This is a genomic window from Dongia sp., assembly GCF_041909655.1.
Taxonomy (GTDB): domain Bacteria; phylum Pseudomonadota; class Alphaproteobacteria; order Dongiales; family Dongiaceae; genus Dongia.
This window is the reverse complement of the sequence record NZ_JAYRDA010000012.1, coordinates 1-23676: the sequence shown is the minus strand read 5'-3', so window position 1 is coordinate 23676 and position 23676 is coordinate 1. Positions and strand designations below refer to the sequence as shown.

Here is a 23676-nt window from a genome sequence, read left to right as displayed (position 1 = left end):
ATGCCATGACCATGCTGCCCGATTTCCGCCTGGAGACCTATCTCGGCAAATGGGAATTCGCCTGCCGCTACCATATGACGGCGTCGGACATGCAGACCCTGAGCCTCAAGGAATTGCTGGCAATGGCAAGCCCAGCGGACCGTGCCGCCTGGGAGGATTTGCCGCTCCATTACATCGAGCCCACGGGCAGCCCTGCCCTCCGCCAGGCGATCGCCGCCACCTATCAGGGCGTCGCCCCGGAAGACATCCTCGCCTTTGCCGGCGCCGAGGAAGGCATTTTCTGTGCGATGCATGCGATCCTCGACAAGGACGATCATGCCATCATCGTGACGCCGAATTACCAATCGGCCGAGGAATTGCCGCGCGCCATCTGCGCCGTGAGCGGTGTCGCCCTCGATCCCGATAATGATTGGGCGCTGGATCTTGGGAAGATGCGCGCGGCGATCCGGCCCAACACCAAGCTCATCAGCATCAACTTCCCGCACAACCCGACCGGCAAGGTGCTGGACCGCGCGACCTTCGACGGCCTGGTGGCGCTTTGCCGGCAGCACGGCATCTGGCTGTTCTCGGACGAAGTCTATCGCGGGCTGGAACGCGCGCCGGAAATTCAATTGCCAGCGGCGATCGAGGCCTATGAGAAGGGCTTGTCGCTCGGCGTCATGTCGAAGGCCTATGGCCTGCCGGGTCTCCGCGTGGGCTGGATCGCCAGCCGCGATCGCGATCTGCTCTATCGCATGGAACGGATGAAGCATTACCTCTCGATCTGCAATGCGGGGCCGAGCGAGCACCTCGCCGTCATCGCGCTCAAGGCAGGTGCCCAGATCATGGCGCAGAACCGCGCCCTCATCGCCGCCAATCTCAAGGTGACCGATGCCTTCTTCGCGGATTTCCCCGACCTCTTCGACTGGCAACCCGCCGATGGCGGCTGCATCGCCTTCCCACGCTACAAGGGCAAGGACGGCGTCGAGAGTTTCTGCCGCCGCCTGGTGGAGGATGCCGGCATCGTGTTGCTGCCGGCCAGCCTTTATGCCTCGTCGCTCACCGAAACGCCGATTGACCGCTTCCGCATCGGCTTCGGGCGCAACCATGTGCCGGAGGGCCTCAGTGCCATGCGATCATACCTGATGAAGAACGCGGCTTAGAGACTCTGGGATCTCCGGGTCTTCGCCCGGAGTTGACGGCCTCTTACTTCGTCATGCCCGGGCTTGACCCGGGCATCAGCCAACAACTGCAAGCCCTCACCAAGTCGCACTTGATCCCCGGGTCAAGCCCGGGGATGACGGATAAAGTGGTCTACCGCGGCTTCGCGGGGTTACCACCCGGCTGCGGCAGGCAGATGGAGTGGAAGCCGCCGCCGCCATAGGCGAGTTCGATCGCCGGGAGCTGGACGATCTCGCGCTTCGGATAGAGCCTTGTCATGATGTCGAAGGCGCGCTTGTCGGCGGCGCCGTCTTCGAAGGCCGGCAGGATCACGGCGCTGTTGGGCAGATAGAAATTTACATAGGACATGGCGAGCCGCCGGCCGTCGGCATCGAATTGCGGGCGCGGCTGTTCGATCTCGACAATCTCCAGCTCGCGGCCCGCGGCATCGCGGGTGGCACGAAGGCGCTGCAGATTGTCGGCGCAGATCTTGTGATGGGGATCGGCGGTGTCGCTGCAGGTGGTCGCCAGCACGACGCCGGGGCGCACAAAGCGCGCGAGGTTCTCGACATGGCCGCCGCGCGGATCATCCTGCAAACCCTCACCCAGCCAGATGATGTGGCGCACGCCCAGCATCTGGATGAGCTGTTCCTCGACCTGCTCTTTGGTGAGATCGGGATTGCGGTTGGGGTTGAGCAGGACGCTTTCGCTGGTGATGAGCGTGCCTTCGCCATCGACATGGATGGCACCGCCTTCGAGAATGAGCGAGCCCACATAGCGTCGCATTTCCAGGCGCTCGAGCAGGGTCTCGCCCACGGCGGCGTCACGCTCGAAATCCTCGAAGCGATGGCCCCAGGCGTTCCAGCCCCAGGTGACGCCGGCAATCTCGCCCGCCGCATTGGCAAGGAAGCTCGGCCCCATGTCGCGAACCCAGCAATCGTCATGGGCGAGGGAAATCTGGCTGACGCCGTTGCCGGTCATCAGCGAAACCTCGGCCACGTTCTTGGGCTTGGTGATGATCGAGACCGGCTCGAATTGCGCGACGGTGTTCGCAAATTCGGCAGCGCTGTCGCGCGCGGCATCGAGATGCTCGCCCCAGCTTTCGGCGCGCGTCGGCCACGCCATCCAGCAGCGGGCATGAAGCGCCCACTCGGCCGTTACCTGAAAGCCGTCATCGAAGGGTAAGGACATCCGCTCCCCTGGCGATTGATCTTTTCTTGCCGGCGCCTATCGCGGAAAGCGATGACGGATCACCCAATCCGTGCGGAAACCGGCGGGCGATCCGCAGCGCGGGCACAAATTAGTTAACGTACCGGCGGGATACTGGCCTACTTTTTTGCCAAAGGCAAATCGAGGCGGATGCTGAGTTCCTTGAGGCGCGCGGGCGGCACTTCCGCCGGTGCCTGCATCAGCAGATCCTCGGCCCGCTGATTGAGCGGGAAAGCAATCACTTCGCGGATGTTCTTCTCTTCCGCCAGCAACATCACGATGCGATCGATACCCGGTGCCGAACCGCCATGCGGCGGGGCGCCGAACTTGAATGCGTTGAGCATGCCGCCGAACTTTTCCTCGACCACCGAGGCCGGATAACCGGCGATCTCGAAGGCCTTGTACATGATCTCCGGGCGATGGTTCCGGATGGCGCCCGACGACAATTCGATGCCGTTGCAGACGATGTCGTACTGGAATGCGTTGATGGTCAGCGGGTCCTTGGTGAGGAGCGCTTCCAGGCCACCCTGCGGCATCGAGAACGGGTTGTGGCTGAACTCGATCTGGTTGGTGTCCTCGTTGAGCTCATACATCGGGAAATCGACGATCCAGCAGAACTCGAATTTTTTCTGGTCGATGAGATCGAGCTCGTCACCCAGGCGCGTGCGCACAGCACCGGCGAATTTCGCGGCGGGCAGCTTCTTGTCGCAAGCGAAGAAGACGGCATCGCCATCCTTGAGACCGGCCGCCGCCTTGAGCTTCGCCAGGCGATCCTCGTCGAGATTCTTGGCGATCGGGCCCTTGGCGCCGGCCGCTTCGTAGACGATGTAGCCGAGGCCGGCCGCACCGGAGGCGCGCGCCCATTCATTGAGCTTGTCGAAGAAGGAGCGCGGCTTTGTGGCGGCACCGGGTGCGGGAATGGCGCGGACGACCGAGCCCATCTCGACGGCCTTGGCGAAGATGCCGAAACCGGAACCGCGGAAGATCTCGGTGACGTCGCTGATCTGGATCGGGTTGCGGAGATCCGGCTTGTCGGAACCGTAGCGCAGCATCGATTCCTCGAAGGGGATGCGCGGGAACGGCATCGCCGAGACGACACGGCCCTCGGCGAATTCCTCGAACACGCCATGGAGCACCGGCTCGATCGCCTGGAACACGTCTTCCTGGGTCACGAAGGACATCTCGAAATCGAGCTGGTAGAACTCGCCCGGCGAACGGTCGGCGCGGCTGTCCTCGTCGCGGAAGCAGGGTGCTATCTGGAAATAACGGTCGAAGCCCGCGACCATCAGGAGCTGCTTGAATTGCTGCGGCGCCTGCGGCAGGGCGTAGAACTTGCCGGGATGGATGCGCGAGGGGACCAGAAAGTCGCGGGCACCTTCCGGCGAGGACGAGGTCAGGATCGGCGTCTGGAACTCGGTGAAGCCCTGGCCGATCATGCGGCGGCGGAGGCTGGCGATCACATTGGCGCGCAGCAGGATGTTGCGGTGGACCTTGTCGCGGCGGAGATCCAGGAAGCGGTATTTGAGGCGGATCTCCTCGCCGTAATCCTCTTCGCTGTTGACCTGGAGTGGCAGGGTGTCGGCGGTGCCCTGGACCGCAAAATCCTGGATCACCACCTCGACCTCGCCGGTCGGCAGGCGCGTGTTGATGGTATCGCCGGTGCGGGCCACGACCTTGCCGGTCACGGTCACGACGCTTTCAAGACGGGTCTGTTCGACCGCCTTGAAGATCGGGCTTGAGATGTCGAGCACGCATTGCGTCAGGCCGTAATGATCGCGAAGATCGATGAAGACCAGATTGCCGTGGTCGCGCTTGCGATGGATCCAGCCGGAGAGGCGGACGATCTCACCGGCGCTGGCGGCGCGCAATTGGCCGCAGGTATGCGTGCGATAGGCGTGCATGTTGGGAAGCCCTTGAAAAGAACCGAAATTTACCTCGAAATTTGCTCGGCAAAAGACGCGGAAAGCGGCCCAATGTCAAGGTTTGATTGAGGGTTTTGGCCCGGGTCCGGGCGGATAGCCGCCATGCAAAGCTAGGCCTTCCCCTGACTCGGCCCCACTGGCTATAGATAAGATGATGAACATGGTTACTGCCAAGCACCCGGTGCATTTGATCGTCGACACCGCCACCCTGACCGATTTCTGCGGCCGGCTGGCGTCCGCCCCCTTCGTCACCATCGATACCGAGTTCCTGCGCGACAAGACCTATTGGCCGATTCTGTGCCTGGTGCAGCTGGCCGGCCCCGACGAGGCCGCCGCCATCGATACCCTGGCCGAGGGCCTTGATCTGTCACCGCTTTTTGAGCTTCTGGAAAATCCCAACGTCATCAAGGTGTTCCACGCCGCCCGGCAGGACGTGGAGATCTTCGTCCGGATGACGGGCAAGGTGCCCAGCCCGATCGTCGACACCCAGGTGGTGGCGATGGTCTGCGGTTTCGGCGATTCCGCGAGCTATGAGACGCTTGCCAGCAAGCTGGCTGGCGCCCGGATCGACAAATCCTCGCGCTTTACCGATTGGTCGCACCGTCCCCTTTCGGACAAGCAGCTGGCCTATGCCCTCTCGGACGTGACCTATCTCAGGACCGTTTATGAAAAGCTCCACCAGAAGGTGGAAAAGTCCGGCCGCGGCCATTGGGTGGCGGACGAGATCGAGATCCTGACCGATCCCAATACCTACCGGGTCGATCCAGACAATGCCTGGATCCGGTTGAAGGCGCGGAGCGACAAGCCGCGCTTCCTGGCGGTGCTCAAGGAAGTGGCCGCCTGGCGCGAGCGCGAGGCCCAGGCCCGCGACCTGCCCCGCAACCGGGTGGTCAAGGACGAGACCATCCTGGAGATCGCTGCGCATCCGCCCCGTGACGCCGAGGCGCTCGGCCGCTGCCGCGGCCTGTCGCGCGGTTTCGCCGACGGCAAAATGGGCGACGGTATTCTGGCCGCCGTGCAGCGCGGCCTCGACATGCCTGAAAGCGAGGCACCACGCCTGGCCGCCAAGGCCGACATCCCGCAGGGATTGGGGCCGATCATCGAATTGCTGCGCGTGCTCCTGAAGCTACGCTGCGACGAGCATGAAGTGGCGCAGAAGCTGATCGGCAATGCCGGCGATCTGGAATCGCTGGCTGCCGATGACGATGCCGACATCCCCGCCCTCAAAGGCTGGCGCCGCGAGATCTTCGGCGAAGAGGCGTTGAAGCTGAAACACGGAAAGCTCGCGCTGACGGCCGCGGGGAAGCGCGTGAAGGTGATCGAGCTTTAGGGCGTAAAATTCGTTGTCATTCTCCGCGAAGGCGGAGGATCCACGAGTTTCTCTCATCAGTCTCGGTGAAACTCGTGGATGGTCGGCCTTCGCCGACCATGACAGGAAAAAGCGTCAGCCTCTCAAATCACGTCATTGAGGTCGACGATGCTGTCGATGACGGTGTCGGCGCCGTGGTCCATGAGGATGTCGCGGGAGCTCACCCCCGTGAGGACGCCGATGATGCGCCCTGCCCCGCCGGCCTGGGCCATTTCCATGTCATGAGGTGAATCGCCCACGACCGCGATGGTCTGCGGGCGGAGGTTCACGTGGCGGCAGAAGGCTTCGACCATGCCGCCGCCTGGCTTCACCCCATGGCCGGTATCGAAGCCGCAGATGAAATCGAGCGAGCCGTGGACGCCGAGACGCGCCATCGCGGCGCGGGCCGATTCCTCGCTGTCCATGGTGGCGATGCCGAGGGCGAAACCGCGGCCGCGCATCAGGGCGAAGAAGGCGTCGAGATCGGTGACTGGGGTCGCGGCATTGGCCTGGTGGGCCAGGAACAATTTGTGGACCTCGGCATAGACCACATCGTAATCGCTGCGACCGGCGAGATTGGCCCAGAGCTCGGCGATCTCGCGGTTGCTGCCAGAGGCGATGGGCGAGCCCGGGACATAGCGGCCGGTCGCCGGATCCTTGCCGCTTTCCTGCATGAGATAGGCGGCCTTCTCGGCATCGCCGCCGGCAACCACCAGGGCGGCCGCTTCTGTTACCGGGCCCCAAGTCTTGTAGAAGTCGAACAGCGTGCCATCCTTGTCGAAAAGAACAGCGCGCACGTCATCCAGCACTTGCGCCACGATCGTCAGACCATCGCCTTGTTGGGACCGGAAACATCGACCTTGGCCATCTCGGTCTGGCGCAGCATGCCGCGATAGATCTCCTGTTCGCCGACGACGCCCATGAGCGCGCCGTCATCGCCCAGCAGGACGAGCGGCCGCTTGGTCTGCTGGCGGACGGTTACCGCGGCGCGCATCGGGGTGCGGTCGGAACCGGTCACCATGACGGCATTCTCGGCGATCTTGTTGAGATCGAGATCGGTCGCATAGGGCACGAACTGGCCCGGAAGACCATTGACCATGAGATTGGTCGGACGCCCTGCCTCGTCCAACTGGCAGCGGCAGCGGCCAGCGCGGTCGAGCTGAATGAAGCTCGATCCCGCCTCGCGCACCAATTCGTCGGCCGGACGCATCAGCGTGCCGCCTTTCAGAACGGTCAGGGGATTCATCGAGGCCACGAACTGGCGGACGTAATCGTTCACGGGATTGAGGATGATTTCCTCGGGCACAGCGAACTGCACCACCTGCCCCGCTTCCATGATGGCGATGCGCGAGCCGATCTTCAGCGCCTCGTCGAGATCATGGCTGACGAAGATGATGGTCTTCTTGAGGCGCCGCTGCAATTCGATGAGTTCGTCCTGCAGGTGTTCGCGAATGAGCGGGTCGAGCGCCGAGAACGGTTCGTCCATCAGCAGGATCTCGGCCTCGGTTGCGAAAGAGCGCGCGAGACCGACACGCTGCTGCATGCCGCCGGAAAGCTCATGCGGGAACTTCTCGGCGAACTGGCCGAGGCGGACGAGGTCGATCTTTTCCTGCACCAGGCGATCGCGCTCGGCTTTCGGGGTGCCGCGGATGTCGAGGCCGAAGGCGACATTGTCACGCACCGTGAGCCAGGGCATCAGCGCGAATTGCTGGAACACCATGGAAATCCGGTTGCGGCGAACTTCGCGCAAGGTGTCTTCCGAGCAGGAGGCCACATCGACCTCCTGATCCCCCGCCTTCACCATGACACGGCCACGGCTGACCTTGTTGAGGCCGTTGACACAGCGCAGCAACGAAGACTTGCCGGAGCCCGACAGGCCCATCAGCACCAGGATCTCGCCTTCGTTCACATAGAGCGAGGCATCGTGGACTGCGACCAGCGAGCCGGTTTTTTCCAGGATCGAGTCACGGCCTTCGCCCTGGTCCATCAGGGAAATAGCCTCGTTGGTCCTCTGACCGAAGACGACGTCGACGTTTTCAAAGCGGACAGCGTTTACGTTAGTCATCGTTCTGCCCACCTTACTTCTTGGAGGATTTGGCGACGCGGCGCTGCTTCAGCGTCCGGTCAAGCACGATGGCGAGGACGACGATGGCAAGGCCCGCCTCGACGCTGAGCGGTAGATTGGCCTGGGCGAGCGCGCGCATGATCGGGGCGCCAAGGCCGCGGGCACCCACCATAGCCGCGATCACCACCATCGACAGCGACAGCATGATGGTCTGGTTGACGCCCGCCATGATGGTTGGCATGGCGGCCGGCAGCTTGACCTTCACCAGCAATTGCCAGCGCGTGCAGCCGAAGCTTTCACCGGCTTCGACCAGCGGCTTCTGCACCTGGCTGATGCCGAGATAGGTCAGACGGATCGGCGCCGGTACGACGAAGATCACCGAGGCAATGAGCCCCGGAACCGGCCCCAAGCTGAAGAAGAACAGCACGGGCACGAGATAGACGAAGGTCGGCATCGTCTGCATGAGATCCAGGACCGGACTCATCATCTGATAGAAGGTCGGCCGGCGCGCGGCAATGATGCCGATCGGGACACCGATCATGAGCGAGACGAGCGTCGAATAGAGAACCAGCGAGAGGGTCTCGACAGCTTCCTTCCAGAGATCGAAATTGAGGATGAGCAGAAGGCCGAGGAATGTGAAAAGGGCCAGCTTCCAGGAGCGCTGGAGGTAATAGACGACACCGGTCAGGACCAGGATGAGCAGCAATGCCGGCATGCCGATGAGCATATTGACCGTGCCTTCCAGCACGAACTTCAGGCCCGCCGTGATGCCGTCGAAGAAGGCTTCGAAATTTGATTTCGCCCAGCCGACGAAACTCTTGCTCCATTCGCCGATCGGCAGGCGATTTTCACGAGCGGAAATCCAGTCGGCAAGTGCGTCTAGCCACTCCATGCCCAATCCCCCAGCAATGTTTGGCGTATGTTGGAAGCGTTACGAAAACCGAATCTTCTAAAAAAACGGCGGCCTCGGCAAGTTCCCCTTCGCCAAGGCCGCCATCTTTATCGAAAATAGACGAGCTTAGAGACCAAGCGCCGCCTTGACGGCCGGCAGACCATCCTGGCCGTCGAGCGTCTTCACGCCGGCGAGCCAGGTGTCGAGCACAGCCGGGTTGGCAACCAGCCATTCCTTGGCCGCGGTCTCGCCGTCCTTGCCGCCGAGGATGGCTTCCATGATGGCGCCTTCCTGTTCGAGGCTGAACTTCAGGTTCTTCAGGAGCGCACCGACATTCGGGCATTCTTCCGAATAGCCGGCACGGGTCACGGTGTAGATGGTGGCCGGGCCGAAGCCATCAGCTTCGAAACCAGTCAGGTAATGGAGCGGCATCTTGCCCATGATGGGATGCGGGGTCCAGGCAAGGAAGGCCACGTATTCGTTGTTCTTGATGGCCTTTTCGGCCTGAACGAGCATGCCCTGCTCCGAGGATTCCACGACTTCCCAGCCATCGAGGCCGTTCGCGGGATCGTCGATCTTGCCCTGAACGATGCGGTTGCCGTCATTGCCGGGTTCGATGCCGTAGAACTTGCCCTCGAACTTTTCCGTGTTGGCGCCGCCGAGATCCTTGAGATCCTTCACGCCGGCATCGGCGACATAGGTTGGGACCACGGGGCCGTAACCGGCGCCTTCCAGATTGGCACCGACCGTCACCACCGACTTGTCGTCCAGGAACGGCGTGATTTCCGCCGATTGGCTGGGCATCCAGTTGTCGAGGAAAATGTCGATGTCCTTGTTCTTCATGCCCTCGAGGACGATCGGGAAGCCGAGCACGTCCATCTGGGTTTCATAGCCAAGGGGCTTCACGACCGTCGAGAAGAGGCCGTTGATCGCGTCGTTGTCGGTCCAGCCGACGCTCGGCACGCGGATCGTCTTGCAGCTTTCGCCATCGGTGGCCTGAGCCCCCGATTGAGCCGCAACCACCGCCACCAACGACATGGCCGAAGTGGCCAGCAACTTACGCATAGACATCAGTTTATCTCCCAAAAGGTTTGCCATCCTCTTATGCCTGCCCCAGGCTCTTCTGTCTTCTTGGCCCGGTCAATCCTGTGCCGCGCTTCAGGGCGACTTCAAAGGTAGGGGCAAATTGGCAAAAAAATTTCGCCAGGACGCCATGATATGACCAGCGTGCGGCAAAACCGAGTCTTTTTTTTGATTGATCGTCCAATATAAAATCACCAGGATACCTTCCCTGCCACGCAAGATGCCGGCGGGTCTTCTACCAATCTGCGGCGGCGCGAACCGGGCCACAAGAGCCCGGCGGATCAAAGTTCCGCGATGCTGCAGTGCGGCAGAAATGTGCGAAAGGGAGGCTATGCCAAAAGTCGGGATGGAAGAGATTCGGCGCCGCCAGTTGATCGAGGCTACGATCGCCTCGATCCACGAGATCGGCTTTGCGGAATCGAGCCTCTCGCGCATCTCGGCCAAGGCCGGTGTCTCGACCGGCATCATCCATCACTATTTCAAGAACAAGGCCGATCTGATGGAGGCGACGTTGCGCCATCTCGGGATCAGCCTGCGGCTTTCCGTGGTGCGGCGGCTCCAGAAAGCGCGCTCGCCGACGGAACGCCTGCTCGCCGTGATCGACGGGAATATCGGCACCGATCAGTTCACGCCGCAAGGCGTCTCGGCCTGGCTCGCCTTCTGGGCCATGGTGCCCAACAGCGAGCGCCTCGCCCGCGTGCAGCACATCATCATCTCGCGCCTCGATGACAACCTGACCCATGCCCTCAAATTGATGGGCCGCAAGGATGCGCGCGAGATGGCGCGTGCCACGTCCGCCCTCATCGACGGATTGTGGCTGCGCGCGGCCCTGTCGGCCAGAGGGCCGGATTCCAAGGCGGCGCGGCACGTGGTGCTGGACTACCTCAATGCGAAATTGAATGCGAAGCTAGGATAAGATCATGAAATTCGACGCGACCTTCGACTACATCATCGTCGGCGCCGGTTCCGCCGGCTGCGTGCTGACCAATCGCCTCTCGGAGGATGGCAGCCACAAGGTCTGCGTGCTGGAAGCGGGGCCGAAGGATCATTGGTGGAACTGGCAGATCCATATGCCGGCGGCGCTGATGTATAACCTCTGCCACGACCGCTACAATTGGTACTACCACACCGAAGCACAGCCCTACATGGACAACCGCGTCATGTATTGGCCGCGCGGCCGCGTGCTGGGCGGCTCGTCATCGTTGAACGCGATGGTCTATATCCGCGGCCATGCCCTGGATTACGACCGCTGGGCGTTCAAGGAGAACTGCCCGGGCTGGTCCTATCAGGAGATCCTGCCCTATTTCAAACGCGCCGAGACGCGGGAGAAAGGTGGCGATGCCTATCACGGCGACAAGGGCCTGCTCAACGTCCATACCGGCGACCAGCAGAACCCGCTCTTCGAGGCCTTCATCGAAGCGGCACAGCAGGCGGGCTATGCCAAGACCGAGGACATGAACGGCTATCGCCAGGAAGGCTTTGGCCGCCTGGACATGACCATCAAGAACGGCCGGCGCTGGTCGGCGGCGCAGGCTTTTCTGCGGCCGGCCGAGAAGCGCAGCAATGTCACGGTCGAGACCCGCGCCCTCACTTCCCGCATTCTCCTGGAAGGCAAGCGCGCGGTGGGCGTCGAGTTCGTGCAGAACGGCCAGGTCAAACGCTACCGTGCCGAACGTGAAGTGATCGCGGCGGGCGGTGCCATCAATTCGCCGCAGCTCCTGATGCTCTCGGGCATCGGCCCCGCCGATCACCTGCGCGAGGTCGGCGTCGAGGTGAAGCACGATTTGCCCGGTGTGGGGCAGAATCTGCAGGAGCATCTGGAGATGTATATCCAGCAGCAATGCAAGGAACCGATCACGCTCTATACCTATACCAAGCCGGTGCCGATGGCGCTGGCCGGCATGCGCTGGTTCATGGACAAGAAGGGTGTCTGCGCCTCGGCCCAGTTGGAGGCCGGCGGCTTCATCCGCTCATCGGCGGGGATCGAGCATCCCAATCTGCAATTCCACTTCCTGCCCTCGACCGTCAACGATCATGGCCGTGTCAACGGTACGTCGCATGCCTATCAGGTTCACATCGGCAACATGCGCCAGGAAGCGCGCGGCTGGATCAAGCTGAAATCAGCGAAGGCCACCGATCACCCGCGCATCCAGCCCTTCTACCTGCAGACCGAAAACGACCGCCGCGAATTCCGCGATGCGGTCAAGCTTACTCGCGAGATCTTCGCGCAGAAGGCCTTCGACCGCTATCGCGGTCCGGAGATCAATCCCGGCGACAATGTGAAGTCGGATGCCGAGATCGACGCCTTCATCCGCCGCCGCGGCGACAGCGCCTATCACCCCTCCTGCTCGTGCAAGATGGGCACCGACGAGATGGCGGTGGTCGATCCGCAGGCGCGCGTCCATGGCATCGACAATCTACGCGTGGTCGATGCCTCGATCATGCCCTCGATCGTCAGCGGCAATTTGAACGCACCCACGATCATGATCGCCGAGAAGTGCAGCGACATGATCCTGGGCAAGGATCCGCTGCCGCCGGCTAACGCACCGGTCTGGGTGCATCCGGAATGGCAGAGCAAGCAGAGGTGACGACTCTCAGCAAGTGTCATCCCCGCGCAGGCGGGGATCCACGAGTTTCTCTCCTTCAGCCTCGATGAAACTCGTGGATGGTCGGCCTTCGCCGACCATGACGACGTTGAGGATCTGGACTCACCGATCCCCCGGATCCTCGTCGTTGTAATAGAATTCCGGCAGCGGATCGGTGCGGGGGTCGAGGGCGTTGGCGATGGCCGAGGTAGTCTGCATCGAGACGTAATTGGTCTGCTCGGATGTGGGTAGCGCCTGGCGGCGCAGCATGCGGTAGAGCGTGAAGACGACCAGCGCCGATGCCACAACCGCGAGATAGATGAAGAGTGCCGGGGCTGCAAAGCGGCCCATCACGAAAGAGGCGATGAGCGGGCCGATCGTGGCACCGATCGCCCAGACCAGCAGCAATCCACCGGAAGCGCCCACCATGTCGGCGCGATCGACATAGTCGAAGGCCTGTGCCACGGCGAGGGGATAGATCGTGGCGAGCGCGCCGCCGAGAAACACCGATGCCACCAGCAGGGTCGGCAGGGAAGCGCCGCCATAGCCGAAAAAGCTCAGGACCACGCTGGCAGCGACGCAGGTGACAAGTACGCCCAGCAGTACCGTGCGGCGGTCATACCGGTCGGAGAGACGCCCGATCGGCCATTGCAGCACCATCCCGCCGAAGATGGGCACACCCATGAAAAGCGAAATCTGCCAGATGGAGAGATCGAGACTGTCGGCGTAAATGGCACCCAGCGCATAGAAGGCGCCCGAGAGCATGCCGGCCCCCCAGGTGGTGATCACGCCCAGGGGCGATGCCTTGTAGAGCACGCGCAGGCCCAAGCGTTTGACCGCGCCGATTTCCGGTCCCGCCACCCGCGTGAGAACCACCGGCACCAATGAGAGCGCCATCAGCACGGCGCCGAGACAGAACAATCCCAGCCCCTCGATCTCGTAGGTGTTGACCAGCAACTGGCCCAGGAGGCTCGCGAGATAGGAGGTCACCAGATAGATCGATAGCACCTGGCCGCGATGGTCATTGCTGCTCTTCACGTTGAGCCAGCTTTCGATCGTGGCGTAGAGGGCAGCCATGCAGAAGCCGGAGATCGCGCGCAGGATCGCCCAGACCGTGACGTCGAAGACCAGCGCATGAACCAGCGAGGTTGCAGTGGCGAGGGCCGCGAAGGCGGCGAAGGCGCGGATATGGCCGACGCGGCGGATGATCCCCTGCCCTGCGATGCTGCCCAGCATGAAGCCGAGGTAAAAAGCCGACATGACGACGCCGGAGAGATGCGGCGAAACTTCCTCAACACCCAGGCGGATCGGCAGCAGGATGCCGATGAGGCCGTTGCCCAGAATCAGCAGGCCGGCGCCGAACAGCAGCGAGAAGACAGCACGAAGGGCGATGATCACGGTGTGGCGACCTGCGGTTTTGGTTTGGGTGGCCGGACGACCAGCAGCAGCCCGACGAGGGTAAGTATTCCGGCGGCGATCTCAAGCCCGGAAAGTGCTTCGCCCAGGAAGAAGGCCGAGGCCGCGATGCCGAAGATCGGCACCATCAGCGAGAATGGCGCCACGAGGCTGGCGGAATAATGCTTCAGCAGATAGACCCAGAGCGAGAAGCCGATGATGGTCGAGGCCCAGGCGATATAGAGAACGGAAAGAGCGCCGGTCCAGTCGAGGCCGGACAGCGTCGCCCAGACGCGATCCGGGCCTTCGAAGGCAAGCGACGCCAAAGCCATAGGCACCGGCGGGACCACTGCGATCCAGATCACCAGATTGAGCATGTTCGGCGCCTTGGCCTGCTTCATGAGAATATTGGCATAACCCCAGGCACAGGCCGCGGCCACGACGAGGATGAGGCCGATGAGGCTGGTAGATTGCGCCCGCTCGATGCCGATCAGGACCAGGCCGCCGGCCGCCAGCGCCATCCCCGCGAGCTGTGCCGGCCGTAACCTTTCACCCAGCAGCAGGACCGCAAAGAGCACGGTAAAAGGTGCCTGCGCCTGCAATACCAACGAGGACAGTCCCGCCGGCATGCCGAGATCCATGCCGAGGAACAGCAGGCCGAATTTGACGATGCCGAAGACGAAGCCGATGCCGAGGATCCAGCGCCAGGAGACGCAGGGCCGCCCCACAAAGAAGATCATCGGCACGACCACCGCAAGGAAGCGGAGCGCCGAGAGCAGAAAGGGCGGAAAGGCGCCCAGGCCGATTTTGATGGCAACGAAATTGGTGCCCCACAGGGCTGCCACGAGCAGCGCGAGGGCGATATGGACTGGCTTCATGAGATCTGGACCCAGGCTTCAAAAGATGCGCTACCATGCCCCAGAACCGGATTCGGGGACAAGGCACTAACCCTGGGAGTTATGGCGATGAGCGAGGCTGGATTCGAGCTGCACCCACAATTGGCGGCGGATTGCCTGGTGATCGGCGATTGGCCGCTCTGCCGGCTGCTGCGCATGAATGACAGCACCTATCCGTGGCTGATCCTGGTGCCCCGCGTGCCGGGCATGCGTGACATGATCGACCTCAGCGATTCCGAGCAGCAGCGCCTGATGAGCGAGATCGGGCAAGCCAGCAAGGTGCTGCGCCTGGTGACCCGACCTGACAAGCTGAATGTCGCGGCGCTCGGGAACGCCGTGCCGCAATTGCATGTCCACGTGATCGCGCGCTTCACCAAGGATGCCGCCTGGCCCAAGCCGATCTGGGGCGTGGTGGCGCCGGCAGCTTTCAGCGCTGAGGAAGCCGCGGCTGAACTGGCGAAATGGCGCGCGGCCCTGAAACCCGATCAATAGCCCATGCGGCTGCTGTGAAGATCGTGCCCGGTGAGCAGCGAGACGAGATGCGCCGTCATCACCAGGCAGACCGCCGCCGCGACGAATTGCACCCCGAACCAGGGCACGCCTGGAATGCGATGGATGTAGTCGCGCCGTAACTGGAAGTTCGCAAAAGCGGCCACCAGAATGGCGACCACCAGCACAGACACGCTTGCCGTGAGCGAGGGACCGCCCGGCACGATCAGAGCTCGCGCACGATCTGGCGCAGCACCATGGCAGCGCCCGGCGCCACGGCGTCGACGAAACGCGGGAAATCGAGATGGCTGTCGGTACCGGCAAGGTCGCTGAGGCAACGCACGACGACGACCGGCAGGCCCAGGAGAGCGCCGACCTGCGCCACGGCCGCCCCTTCCATCTCGACCGCCTGAGCATCGAAATCGCGGTGCAAGCGCTCGCGCACAACCTCGCTGTTGATGAATTGATCGCCGCTCAGGATGCGGCCCATGATCACGCGCCGCTTGCGCCAGGCCTTGGGTGCCGAGGCGGGCAAGAGATCCGCCGGCAGATCCGGAAGATCGATATCGCCGGCGATGTGCTGGAGCTTGGCCACCAGATCGGGCGCAACAGTGAAGGCGAAATCGGCCCGGTCCGGGCCCAGCGGCGGCACGCCGGGGCGGAAGGATTTGAGGCCGGCATCATGAAGCTGGCCGTAATCGTGCTGCACCAGGGAATGGGCAATGACGGTATCGCCGATATGCAGTTCCGGATCGAGCCCGCCGGCCACGCCGCTCACCACCAAACCGCGGCAGCCGAATTCGCGGGCGATCAGCGAGGCCATGACGGCCGAGGCCACCTTGCCGATACCGCTCTCCGCCACGACCACGTCATGACCATCCAATTGCCCGAGGGTGACTTTGCGGTCCAGCAGGTCGCGCGTTTCGATATGGCTCATCAAGGCCCGCAAGGCCGCCTTTTCCTGGGCCATGGCACAAATGACGGCAAGGGGCGCTAAGGGTGTGGACATGGTATCCTGGCAAGGCTGAAAGGGATTGCGCACCGGGCCGATGCAATGGATGGGTGATCCACCGGCCGGCACGGGTCGTAAATTAGCAACTAGCGTCAGAAAAGTCCCGCATGCCCAAACAATCCCCCCACGTCGTATGGTTCCGCCGCGATTTGAGGCTCGAGGATAATCCAGCCCTCGCCGCCGCGGCGGATTCCGGCGCGCCGGTGATCCCGGTCTTTATTGTGGAGCGCCCAGACCGGCTGGGCGGTGCCGCACGTTGGTGGCGCGGGCGGTCGCTGGAAATGCTCGGCGCGTCATTGGAGAGGTTGGGATCCCGGCTGATCCTGCGCGAGGGCACTCCGCTCGATGCGATCATGGCGCTGCTCCATGAGACCGGGGCGCGACATCTCCACATCAACCGCCGCTTCGAGCCGAAAGGCCTCGGAATAGACGCGGAGATCACCACAGAAGCCGGCCATCTGGGAATCGAGGTGCATGAGCATCAGGGGAACCGCTTGCACGAGCCCTGGGCGCTGAAGACGCTGAAGGGAGAGTCATTCCGCGTCTTCACGCCTTTCTGGCGTCGGCTCGCCGAGAATTACCGGACACCGCAGGCTTGGCCACGACCGAAGAAGTTGGTAGCGCCTGCGATCTGGCCCGGAGGTTTGCCGATGGAAAAGCTGCAGGAGAAGGCAATCTGGACCACCGGAATGGCCGCTGCCTGGCAGCCCGGCGAAGCCGGTGCGCTCGTTCACCTCAAATCGGTCGCCGGCAAACTCGCCCATTACCATGAGGCGCGCGATCTGCCCGCGACCGACGGCACCTCGCGCCTGAGCCCGCATCTCGCCTGGGGCGAGATCAGCGTGCATGAGATCTGGCGGCAATTGACCGGCAGCGGCAAGGCCGTGGAAAACGGATTCCTGCGCGAGTTGGGCTGGCGCGATTTCAACACACACCTACTCTATCACTTCCCGCGACTCCCGGTGGAAAGCTGGAGTGCGCAGTTTCGCGCCTTCCCCTGGGAAAAACCCGGCAAGCAATTCCGCCAATGGCAGAAGGGGCTGACCGGTTATCCCATCATCGATGCCGGCATGCGGCAACTCTGGCTGACCGGCTGGATGCACAATCGCGTGCGCATGATCACCGCGTCATTCCTGATAAAGGATATGCTGATCGATTGGCGCGAAGGCGAGAAATGGTTCTGGGATACGCTGGTCGATGCCGACCTCGCGCAGAATGCCGGTAACTGGCAGTGGGTCGCGGGATGCGGCGCCGATGCGGCTCCCTATTTCCGCATTTTCAATCCCACCACACAGAGCATCAAGTTCGACGGCAATGGCGATTACATCCGCCGCTGGGTGCCGGAGCTAGCGAAGATGCCGGCACGATACATACATGCACCGGAAACGGCACCAGCTGAAGTGTTGATCGATGCGAGTATAAGACTTGGCCGCGACTATCCGCGCCCCATGGTCGATCATGCGAAAGCTCGGCAGCATGCGCTTGATCTCTATCAAGGCCGCGGCCAGAATCCCCTATCGGGTCCGACCCCGAAGAAGCAGGACGATCTATTCTCCTAAGTGCTATGCGCTCCCGCCGCATTGACCTGAATCAAAGTTGCGCCAGCCGCGCCACCGTGACACGCGGCATTCGGTCGGACTGACATATCCATGTTCCAAGTCCACATTCCGCTCACGACTTCGGCATCGGGTGATGCCGAAATCTGTTCGGGACTCAACTGGGGACAGACATGATTCAGATCAAAGGACTTGGTACCGGCGCCATCGCCGCGCTGATGCTGACACTCGCGGCCGGCAATGCCGTGGCACAGGAAGCGACGCCGGCACCCGCTGATACAACGGCCAAGGTGCCCGGCAAATATGCGGGCGATTTCATGATCCGCCTGCGCGGCATCGGGGTCATTCCGGCGGACAATGCGGATATCGATCCGATCGGCGGCGATACCGAATTGTCGAATACCGGCATGCCGGAAATCGATTTCACCTATTTCGTCACCGACAACATCGCCTTCGAACTCATCGCCGCCACAACCCATCACGAAGTCTCGGCGCGCAATACGGATGCGGGCGATATCGATCTCGGCGACGTCTGGCTGCTGCCACCCACGCTGCTGGTGCAATACCATTTCCTGACCAAGGAACGCTTCAGCCCCTATGTCGGCGCCGGCATCAACTACACGATCTTCTACGGCGTCGATGAAGCGAAGAACAGCATCGCCACCGATGTCGATTACGAGAACAGCATCGGCTGGGCCTTGCAGGTCGGCGTCGATTACCGGCTGGATGAGAACTGGTACGTCAACGCCGACGTGAAGCGGCTATTCCTCGACACCGACGTCAACGTCAACAATGGCGGCGTCAAGGCCGATGTCGACGTCGATCCGTGGATCTTCGGTATGGGTATTGGGTATAAGTTCTAAACGACACGACTACCCAAATGAAAAAGGCCCGCGACTGGATGGTCGCGGGCCTTTTGTCATCGTCAAATCGGATCAGGCGGCGACGGCGGCCTTGCGGTGACGGAGCTGCAAGGGTGTCGCGCGGCCGTCATCGGTCGGCTGGTAAAAGACCGAGAATTCCTTCAATGCCTCGGCATAGCCTTCGATGCGCTTCCCGGCCGGCGGCTCGATCGTGTCGATGCCGCAGCGAAGCATGAAGACATATTGGTCGCGCAACACCTGGCCGAAAGCACGGATCTCGCCGGTGAAGGCCAAGCGATCGCGCAGCAGGCGCGCATAGGAAAACGCCCGGCCATCGGTGAATTTCGGGAATTCAAGCGCCACCAGCGAGAGCCGGTCGAGATCCTCGGCAATCAGCAGCGGCGATTGATCGCTCTTCAGCGAGACGCCGATGGCGGCATTGCGCTGGCGCAGACTCTCGCGCTCGGCCTGCCAGCGCTCGAGCGAGACGATCGCCTTCTCAGTCTCCGGCAGCGGCTGGTCGTCCGCCACGCGGACCCATTCATTCGGCTGCGGAACGCCGTTCCTTAAGATTGCCATAGACCTTCTCCTTGAAGGGATCGATGCCGGTGCGGCGATAGGTGTCGATGAAGCGCTCTTCCGGCCCGGTGCGCAGATCGAGATAGGTGTCGACGACCGTCTCGACGGCGTCGGTGATTTCGTCGAACGAAAAAGCCGGACCCAGGATCTTGCCGAGCGAAATGTCCTCGGCCGAGGAGCCGCCCAGGGTCACCTGGTAGAATTCCTCGCCCTTTTTGTCGACGCCCAGGATGCCGATATGGCCGACATGGTGATGGCCGCAGGCATTGATGCAGCCGGAGATGTTGAGGCGCAATTCGCCGATCTCGGCAAGGCGCTTGGGATCGCTGAAGCGCCGCGAGATGCGCTGCGCCACCGGGATCGAGCGGGCATTGGCCAAGTTGCAGTAATCGAGACCCGGGCAAGCGATGATGTCGGTCACGAAATCGATATTCGCTTCCGCCAGATTCGAGCCCGTGAGCTTCTGCCACAGATCGAAGAGATCCTGCTGGCGGACATCCGGCAGCACCAGGTTCTGGCGATGCGTCACGCGCACCTGGCCGAAGCTGTAGGCATCGGCGAGATCGGCGGCGAGATCCATCTGATCGGCCGTCATGTCGCCGGGCGCGGCACCCACCGGCTTCAGCGAGATGGTGACGATGCGATAGCCGTCGACCTTGTGGGCATGGGTGTTGGCGCGGACCCAACGGGCGAAATCGGGATCGGCGAGCTTCCTGTCCTCGAAGCTTTCGACATAGGCCGGGAGCTTCTCGTAGGCCGGCGGTGCAAAATACTGGCGGATGCGCGCGACCTCTTCCTCGGGCAGCTTCAGGACGCTTTCCTTGATGCGCATCCATTCCTCTTCGACCTGGCGGCCGAATTCCTCGGCCCCCAGGGCCTGGACCAGGATCTTGATGCGGGCCTTGTAGATATTGTCGCGGCGACCATGCATGTTGTAGACGCGCAAGGTGGCATCGAGATAGGAGAGCAGATCCTCCCTGGCGACGAAGGCTTTCACCAGCGGGCCGATGATCGGCGTGCGGCCCTGGCCGCCGCCGGTATAGAAGGCAAAGCCAAGCTCGCCCTTCTCGTTCTTGACGATGCGCAATCCGATGTCGTGCGTCCGCATGGCGGCGCGATCGTGCTCCGATCCGATGATGCAGATCTTGAACTTGCGCGGCAGGTAGCTGAATTCCGGATGCAGGGTCGACCATTGCCGGATGACCTCGGCCCAGACGCGCGGATCCTCGATTTCGTCGGCGGCCACGCCGGCGAAGTGATCTGCGGTCACGTTGCGGATGCAATTGCCGCTGGTCTGGATCGCATGCATCTCGACCTCGGCCAAATGCGCGAGGATATCGGGCACGTCGTCGAGGCGCGGCCAGTTGTACTGGATGTTCTGGCGCGTGGTGAAATGGCCATAACCCTTGTCGTAGCGCCGCGCGATGAAAGCGAGCTTGCGCATCTGCTTCGACGACAATTCGCCATAGGGAATTGCGACGCGCAGCATATAGGCATGAAGCTGCAGATAAAGGCCGTTCTTCAGGCGCAGCGGCCGGAATTCCTCTTCCGTCAGCTCGCCGGCGAGGCGGCGCGCCACCTGGCCCTTGAACTGGGCCGTGCGTTCGCGGACGAAAGTGGCATCGAATTCATCGTAGCGGTACATGCCGGCTGCTCCTTAATCCGCGATCCGGCTCGTCCAGGAGCCGTGATCGATCGCGAAGGTGGCGTTGTGGGCGGCGCGGATGCGTTCGCGTGCGGAAGTGGGCTTCGGACCGTCATTATCCACCTCGACCTCGATGAGATAGGGGCCGACGATGATGCGGTCCTTGACGAATGACTCAATTGCGGCGAGTGCCGCATCGGCGGATGTCTGATCGGCATAGATCGCGCCATCGCCGAAGGATTCCGACCAGGCCTGGCCGGTCCAATAGATCGATTCACCGCCCAGCAGCCATTGGGCGGTCACCATCTGATGTTCCGTGCGATCGTTCGCCATGATGTTACCTCGAATTGGCCGCGCGCTGCGCAGCCATGCCGCGCGATGTCACGCGTACCACAAAATTGCCGGCGGCCAAGGCCGCGGTTTGAACGTCACTGCCCGCCTCGTCCCACGCAAGCCGGCGCGCATCGCGGCGCGCAAGATCGACGATCTCGGGCGCGATGCCGGTGTCGAAGAGCACGATATCCGCCTGCTGCAAAGCGCGGAGGTCACGCAGGGTGAGCAGGTCGACATTCGCGGGATCGACGGAGAGTTCGATGAAACGGCCGAGATCGTGACCCTCGGCGCCTTTGCCGTTGATCGCACGGATGATCTCGCGCGCGGCCTGGCGTTCCTGCCCCTTCAATACCGCTTCGGCGATGGGGCCGTCGAAGAAGCCCGACCAGAAACGGCGGCGGCCGTCATGACCCTCAATGCGATGATGGACAGCGCCACGGAAGCGGCGCGCAAAGGAGATCAGCTTTTCGATACCGTGGGGGATCGCCGCCTCGATTGCCGCGCGGACGCGCTGGGCCAGGACCGGCGAGGCGCCATTGGTGGAGATGGCGACCACGATCTCGCCACGGTCGACGATGGCAGGCATGATGAGGTCGGAATGCTCCGGGCGGTCGACCACGTTGACCAGGATGCCGGCGGCACGCGCAGCGGCGGAGACCGCCGCATCCTTCGCCTCGTCCTCGATCGCGCTAAAAACCAGCGAATGGCCGGCAAGGTCGGCGGGCATGAAATCGCGCGCGATCCAGGTAACCTTGTCATCAAGCAAGACGGCGAGGTCCGGCGTGAGATCCGGGGCCAATAGAGTCACCGCGGCATCGGCGGCGCGCAGCAAGCGCAGCTTCGCCGCCGCCATCTCGCCACCACCGACGAGCAGCACCGGGCGATTTTCGAGCCGGACGAAAAGCGGAAACGCACGCATCTGAAGCCTATTCACACCGGTGAAATGGGTTTTATCTCAGCCACATAAACGACTGCATCAGGCTGATATATACCCGCCCATTGACCAGTCAACGCCTATTTACACTGTAAAATGATAATTCACACGAGCGTGAGATATTTTAACAGCGGGACCGGTTCGCCAAGACTGGGTATAATGTTGCCGGAATCGCGTGACGGTCGTTGGAATCATGGACAAATCTGCCAGCCGGGCGACAGCGCCCCATGACCATACCCATTGCCAGAGCGAGGCCCTGAGCCGCGCCGAAAGCCTGTGCGAGGAACGCGGGGTGCGCCTGACGCCGCTCCGCCGCAAGGTGCTGGAACTGATCTGGAACAGTCACAAGCCGGTCGGCGCCTATGCGATCCTCGACCATCTCCGGGAGGGAGATCGGGGCGCCGCCCCACCCACGGTCTATCGCGCCCTCGATTTCCTGTTGGAGAACGGTCTCATCCACAAGCTGGAGAGCCTCAACGCCTTCATCGGCTGCGACCACCCGGAAGACCGGCATGTGAGCCAGTTCCTGATCTGCACCAAATGCGGCTCGGCGGTCGAGATCCAGGACCCGGCGATCTCGAGCGCGGTGAAGAAGAGCGCAGGCACGGCGGGGTTCACGGTCAGCCGCCTGACGATCGAATTGCAGGGCCTGTGCCCGAATTGCAGTAGGGCGGCGGGTTAGCTTCTCCTCCTCCCTTTAGGGGGGAGGTCGGGAGGGGAGCGATCAGACTGGATTCCGGAATGACGCCCCCACCCTAACCCTCCCCCTGAAGGGAGAGGGAATAGCGGTGACCAATTACCGCGCCGCGCATTCCTCGATGTATTTCTCGAAATGGCCGAGGTCGGGGACTTCCCAGCCGACGATCTTGCCTTCGTCATCCCAGCGGCGGAGCTGGATGCCTTCGCGGCGATAGGGTTCCTGTTCGAAGGCCTGCATCTCCGCCTCCGACATGAGGCCGCCTTGCAGTTTCAGCGAGAGCAACGAGGCTTCCGAGAGAAGGTCGTAATAGCCCTTCTCCTTCGTGGCGAGATAGCGTTTGGCCGGAACATGCAGGCGCACGGGTTCGGAAACCTCGGGGCCGAAATATTGCGACAGCCAGGCGGAGCCCAGGCTTTCATGCTGGGTGTCGATACCCTGATCGGCGATGTCCTCGGGGAGGTCGTGCAGCAGATGGCCGATATCGTGGAGGAGCGTCGCCACGATGAGCGGGGCCTGGGCGCCATCGCGCTCGGCGCAATAGGCGCATTGCAAAGCGTGCTCGAGCTGGCTCACCCCTTCGCCATAGCTTTCCAGGCCGCGCTTGTCGAACGCCTGGCGGATTTCCCGCAACACCTTCATGCCGCTACCCCTCTTCCTTCCTTCAAGCGCCGGCGCAGGACCCGCGCGCGGCTTTCCAATCCATCCTTGTCGACATAGGCGCCTTGCAGATGCCGGCGGCCCCGGCTGGGATCAAAGGCCGTGCGGCCATGGAGGGCGCGGTCGTTCTGCATCACCACACAATCGCCCGGTTCCAGGCGGAAGATCAATTCGCCATCGGGCCGGTGCAGGATCTCGGCCAATTTGCGATACGCCGCGAACCAGGCGGTGACACTGCCGGCCGGTGCATCCAGCCAATCGAGCGAGCGGTTGTTGAAATGGACGCCGATGACGTCGCCGGAGGCATCGACCGAGATCAGGGTCTGGCGCGCTTCGAGATCGGCATCAACCGCCTGGAAACGGAAATTGACGG

The 23676-nt window shown here is 62.5% G+C and carries 24 protein-coding genes; 8 read left to right on the top strand and 16 right to left on the bottom strand.

The features are described from left to right. The first annotated feature begins 5 nt into the window (after positions 1-5). On the top strand, positions 6-1142 hold the full coding sequence (locus ACE3PR_RS18760; RefSeq protein WP_374375167.1) for an aminotransferase class I/II-fold pyridoxal phosphate-dependent enzyme: 1137 nt from the start codon (positions 6-8) through the stop codon (positions 1140-1142). Positions 1143-1293: 151 nt separating this feature from the next. Here ACE3PR_RS18760 and ACE3PR_RS18755 read toward each other — a convergent pair whose 3' ends face one another. Both ACE3PR_RS18755 and aspS read right to left on the bottom strand, forming a co-directional pair. After that, positions 1294-2331 carry an agmatine/peptidylarginine deiminase gene (locus ACE3PR_RS18755; protein ID WP_374375164.1) on the bottom strand — a complete coding sequence of 346 codons (1038 nt, stop codon included), beginning with the start codon at positions 2329-2331 and terminating at the stop codon, positions 1294-1296. Positions 2332-2468: 137 nt separating this feature from the next. Further along, complete coding sequence (gene aspS / locus ACE3PR_RS18750; protein WP_374375162.1) at positions 2469-4250, bottom strand: aspartate--tRNA ligase; 1782 nt, start codon at positions 4248-4250, stop codon at positions 2469-2471. Between the two features lie 202 nt (positions 4251-4452). Here aspS and rnd point away from each other — a divergent pair, with 202 nt between their 5' ends. After that, complete coding sequence (gene rnd / locus ACE3PR_RS18745) at positions 4453-5601, top strand: ribonuclease D (RefSeq protein WP_374375303.1); 1149 nt, start codon at positions 4453-4455, stop codon at positions 5599-5601. A 122-nt stretch (positions 5602-5723) separates the two neighbouring features. Here rnd and ACE3PR_RS18740 read toward each other — a convergent pair whose 3' ends face one another. The 4 genes from ACE3PR_RS18740 to ACE3PR_RS18725 form a co-directional block, all read right to left on the bottom strand. Continuing rightward, positions 5724-6437, bottom strand: coding sequence for an HAD family hydrolase (locus tag ACE3PR_RS18740; RefSeq protein ID WP_374375159.1), 714 nt, complete (start codon positions 6435-6437; stop codon positions 5724-5726). Positions 6438-6442: 5 nt separating this feature from the next. After that, the gene (gene choV, locus ACE3PR_RS18735) at positions 6443-7684 is read right to left on the bottom strand and encodes a choline ABC transporter ATP-binding protein (RefSeq protein ID WP_374375157.1); all 1242 of its coding nucleotides are present in this window, start codon (positions 7682-7684) and stop codon (positions 6443-6445) included. Positions 7685-7697: 13 nt separating this feature from the next. Then, on the bottom strand, positions 7698-8576 hold the full coding sequence (gene choW, locus ACE3PR_RS18730; protein WP_374375155.1) for a choline ABC transporter permease subunit: 879 nt from the start codon (positions 8574-8576) through the stop codon (positions 7698-7700). 126 nt (positions 8577-8702) lie between these two features. Continuing rightward, positions 8703-9647 carry a glycine betaine ABC transporter substrate-binding protein gene (locus tag ACE3PR_RS18725; RefSeq protein ID WP_374375153.1) on the bottom strand — a complete coding sequence of 315 codons (945 nt, stop codon included), beginning with the start codon at positions 9645-9647 and terminating at the stop codon, positions 8703-8705. Positions 9648-9990: 343 nt separating this feature from the next. Between ACE3PR_RS18725 and betI the strand changes: the two genes are divergently transcribed. Beyond that, entirely contained in the window at positions 9991-10575 is a 585-nt protein-coding gene (gene betI / locus ACE3PR_RS18720; RefSeq protein ID WP_374375151.1) for a transcriptional regulator BetI, read from the top strand. A gap of 4 nt (positions 10576-10579) precedes the next feature. After that, positions 10580-12247, top strand: a complete 1668-nt coding sequence (gene betA, locus ACE3PR_RS18715; RefSeq protein WP_374375149.1) for a choline dehydrogenase — start codon at positions 10580-10582, stop codon at positions 12245-12247. A gap of 120 nt (positions 12248-12367) precedes the next feature. On the opposite strand, the gene ACE3PR_RS18710 is transcribed toward betA, so the two are convergent. After that, positions 12368-13642, bottom strand: a complete 1275-nt coding sequence (locus tag ACE3PR_RS18710; protein WP_374375147.1) for an MFS transporter — start codon at positions 13640-13642, stop codon at positions 12368-12370. Next, the gene (locus ACE3PR_RS18705; RefSeq protein ID WP_374375145.1) at positions 13639-14517 is read right to left on the bottom strand and encodes an EamA family transporter; all 879 of its coding nucleotides are present in this window, start codon (positions 14515-14517) and stop codon (positions 13639-13641) included. Before ACE3PR_RS18705 ends, ACE3PR_RS18710 begins: the two co-directional genes overlap by 4 nt. Positions 14518-14604: 87 nt before the next feature. Between ACE3PR_RS18705 and ACE3PR_RS18700 the strand changes: the two genes are divergently transcribed. After that, positions 14605-15027 carry an HIT domain-containing protein gene (locus ACE3PR_RS18700; RefSeq protein ID WP_374375143.1) on the top strand — a complete coding sequence of 141 codons (423 nt, stop codon included), beginning with the start codon at positions 14605-14607 and terminating at the stop codon, positions 15025-15027. Here ACE3PR_RS18700 and ACE3PR_RS18695 read toward each other — a convergent pair. Then, positions 15021-15248, bottom strand: a complete 228-nt coding sequence (locus ACE3PR_RS18695) for a hypothetical protein (RefSeq protein ID WP_374375141.1) — start codon at positions 15246-15248, stop codon at positions 15021-15023. The genes ACE3PR_RS18700 and ACE3PR_RS18695 overlap by 7 nt on opposite strands. Before the next feature lie 2 nt (positions 15249-15250). Next, on the bottom strand, positions 15251-16033 hold the full coding sequence (locus tag ACE3PR_RS18690; RefSeq protein WP_374375139.1) for a 5'-methylthioadenosine/adenosylhomocysteine nucleosidase: 783 nt from the start codon (positions 16031-16033) through the stop codon (positions 15251-15253). 110 nt (positions 16034-16143) lie between these two features. Between ACE3PR_RS18690 and ACE3PR_RS18685 the strand changes: the two genes are divergently transcribed. Then, positions 16144-17595, top strand: coding sequence for a deoxyribodipyrimidine photo-lyase (locus ACE3PR_RS18685; protein ID WP_374375136.1), 1452 nt, complete (start codon positions 16144-16146; stop codon positions 17593-17595). A gap of 170 nt (positions 17596-17765) precedes the next feature. Beyond that, positions 17766-18455 carry an OmpW family protein gene (locus ACE3PR_RS18680; protein WP_374375133.1) on the top strand — a complete coding sequence of 230 codons (690 nt, stop codon included), beginning with the start codon at positions 17766-17768 and terminating at the stop codon, positions 18453-18455. 72 nt (positions 18456-18527) lie between these two features. On the opposite strand, the gene ACE3PR_RS18675 is transcribed toward ACE3PR_RS18680, so the two are convergent. Genes ACE3PR_RS18675 through ACE3PR_RS18660 form a run of 4 tightly spaced genes read right to left on the bottom strand, consistent with a single transcriptional unit; the run spans position 18528 to position 21931 of the window. Then, complete coding sequence (locus ACE3PR_RS18675; RefSeq protein ID WP_374375131.1) at positions 18528-19034, bottom strand: DUF934 domain-containing protein; 507 nt, start codon at positions 19032-19034, stop codon at positions 18528-18530. Next, positions 18997-20679: a nitrite/sulfite reductase gene (locus tag ACE3PR_RS18670; protein ID WP_374375129.1), complete on the bottom strand. Its 1683-nt coding sequence runs from the start codon at positions 20677-20679 to the stop codon at positions 18997-18999. Before ACE3PR_RS18670 ends, ACE3PR_RS18675 begins: the two co-directional genes overlap by 38 nt. A gap of 12 nt (positions 20680-20691) precedes the next feature. Continuing rightward, positions 20692-21012: a DUF2849 domain-containing protein gene (locus ACE3PR_RS18665; RefSeq protein ID WP_374375127.1), complete on the bottom strand. Its 321-nt coding sequence runs from the start codon at positions 21010-21012 to the stop codon at positions 20692-20694. Between the two features lie 4 nt (positions 21013-21016). Further along, positions 21017-21931 (bottom strand): NAD(P)-dependent oxidoreductase, encoded by a 915-nt coding sequence (locus ACE3PR_RS18660; RefSeq protein WP_374375124.1) that lies wholly within the window; start codon positions 21929-21931, stop codon positions 21017-21019. Between the two features lie 208 nt (positions 21932-22139). Between ACE3PR_RS18660 and ACE3PR_RS18655 the strand changes: the two genes are divergently transcribed. After that, complete coding sequence (locus tag ACE3PR_RS18655; protein WP_374375122.1) at positions 22140-22628, top strand: transcriptional repressor; 489 nt, start codon at positions 22140-22142, stop codon at positions 22626-22628. 114 nt (positions 22629-22742) lie between these two features. On the opposite strand, the gene ACE3PR_RS18650 is transcribed toward ACE3PR_RS18655, so the two are convergent. Together ACE3PR_RS18650 and ACE3PR_RS18645 are read right to left on the bottom strand one after the other, a co-directional pair. Continuing rightward, entirely contained in the window at positions 22743-23285 is a 543-nt protein-coding gene (locus ACE3PR_RS18650; protein WP_374375120.1) for a phosphonate degradation HD-domain oxygenase, read from the bottom strand. After that, positions 23282-23676, bottom strand: a 395-nt coding sequence (locus ACE3PR_RS18645) for a TauD/TfdA family dioxygenase (protein ID WP_374375118.1), incomplete at its 5' end; no start/stop codon positions are given. The genes ACE3PR_RS18650 and ACE3PR_RS18645, both read right to left, overlap by 4 nt.

What these genes read in the sequence shown, in the direction of transcription:
- betA (WP_374375149.1), top strand. Translation starts at nt 10,580, where the DNA reads ATGAAATTCGACGCGACCTTCGACTACATCATCGTCGGCGCCGGTTCC.
- ACE3PR_RS18685 (WP_374375136.1), top strand. Translation starts at nt 16,144, where the DNA reads ATGCCCAAACAATCCCCCCACGTCGTATGGTTCCGCCGCGATTTGAGG.
- choV (WP_374375157.1), bottom strand. Translation starts at nt 7,684, where the DNA reads ATGACTAACGTAAACGCTGTCCGCTTTGAAAACGTCGACGTCGTCTTC.
- ACE3PR_RS18680 (WP_374375133.1), top strand. Translation starts at nt 17,766, where the DNA reads ATGATTCAGATCAAAGGACTTGGTACCGGCGCCATCGCCGCGCTGATG.
- ACE3PR_RS18670 (WP_374375129.1), bottom strand. Translation starts at nt 20,679, where the DNA reads ATGTACCGCTACGATGAATTCGATGCCACTTTCGTCCGCGAACGCACG.
- ACE3PR_RS18760 (WP_374375167.1), top strand. Translation starts at nt 6, where the DNA reads ATGACCATGCTGCCCGATTTCCGCCTGGAGACCTATCTCGGCAAATGG.
- ACE3PR_RS18655 (WP_374375122.1), top strand. Translation starts at nt 22,140, where the DNA reads ATGGACAAATCTGCCAGCCGGGCGACAGCGCCCCATGACCATACCCAT.
- ACE3PR_RS18665 (WP_374375127.1), bottom strand. Translation starts at nt 21,012, where the DNA reads ATGGCGAACGATCGCACGGAACATCAGATGGTGACCGCCCAATGGCTG.
- aspS (WP_374375162.1), bottom strand. Translation starts at nt 4,250, where the DNA reads ATGCACGCCTATCGCACGCATACCTGCGGCCAATTGCGCGCCGCCAGC.
- ACE3PR_RS18690 (WP_374375139.1), bottom strand. Translation starts at nt 16,033, where the DNA reads ATGTCCACACCCTTAGCGCCCCTTGCCGTCATTTGTGCCATGGCCCAG.
- betI (WP_374375151.1), top strand. Translation starts at nt 9,991, where the DNA reads ATGCCAAAAGTCGGGATGGAAGAGATTCGGCGCCGCCAGTTGATCGAG.
- ACE3PR_RS18705 (WP_374375145.1), bottom strand. Translation starts at nt 14,517, where the DNA reads ATGAAGCCAGTCCATATCGCCCTCGCGCTGCTCGTGGCAGCCCTGTGG.
- ACE3PR_RS18650 (WP_374375120.1), bottom strand. Translation starts at nt 23,285, where the DNA reads ATGAAGGTGTTGCGGGAAATCCGCCAGGCGTTCGACAAGCGCGGCCTG.
- ACE3PR_RS18675 (WP_374375131.1), bottom strand. Translation starts at nt 19,034, where the DNA reads ATGGCAATCTTAAGGAACGGCGTTCCGCAGCCGAATGAATGGGTCCGC.
- ACE3PR_RS18660 (WP_374375124.1), bottom strand. Translation starts at nt 21,931, where the DNA reads ATGCGTGCGTTTCCGCTTTTCGTCCGGCTCGAAAATCGCCCGGTGCTG.
- ACE3PR_RS18725 (WP_374375153.1), bottom strand. Translation starts at nt 9,647, where the DNA reads ATGTCTATGCGTAAGTTGCTGGCCACTTCGGCCATGTCGTTGGTGGCG.
- ACE3PR_RS18700 (WP_374375143.1), top strand. Translation starts at nt 14,605, where the DNA reads ATGAGCGAGGCTGGATTCGAGCTGCACCCACAATTGGCGGCGGATTGC.
- ACE3PR_RS18755 (WP_374375164.1), bottom strand. Translation starts at nt 2,331, where the DNA reads ATGTCCTTACCCTTCGATGACGGCTTTCAGGTAACGGCCGAGTGGGCG.
- choW (WP_374375155.1), bottom strand. Translation starts at nt 8,576, where the DNA reads ATGGAGTGGCTAGACGCACTTGCCGACTGGATTTCCGCTCGTGAAAAT.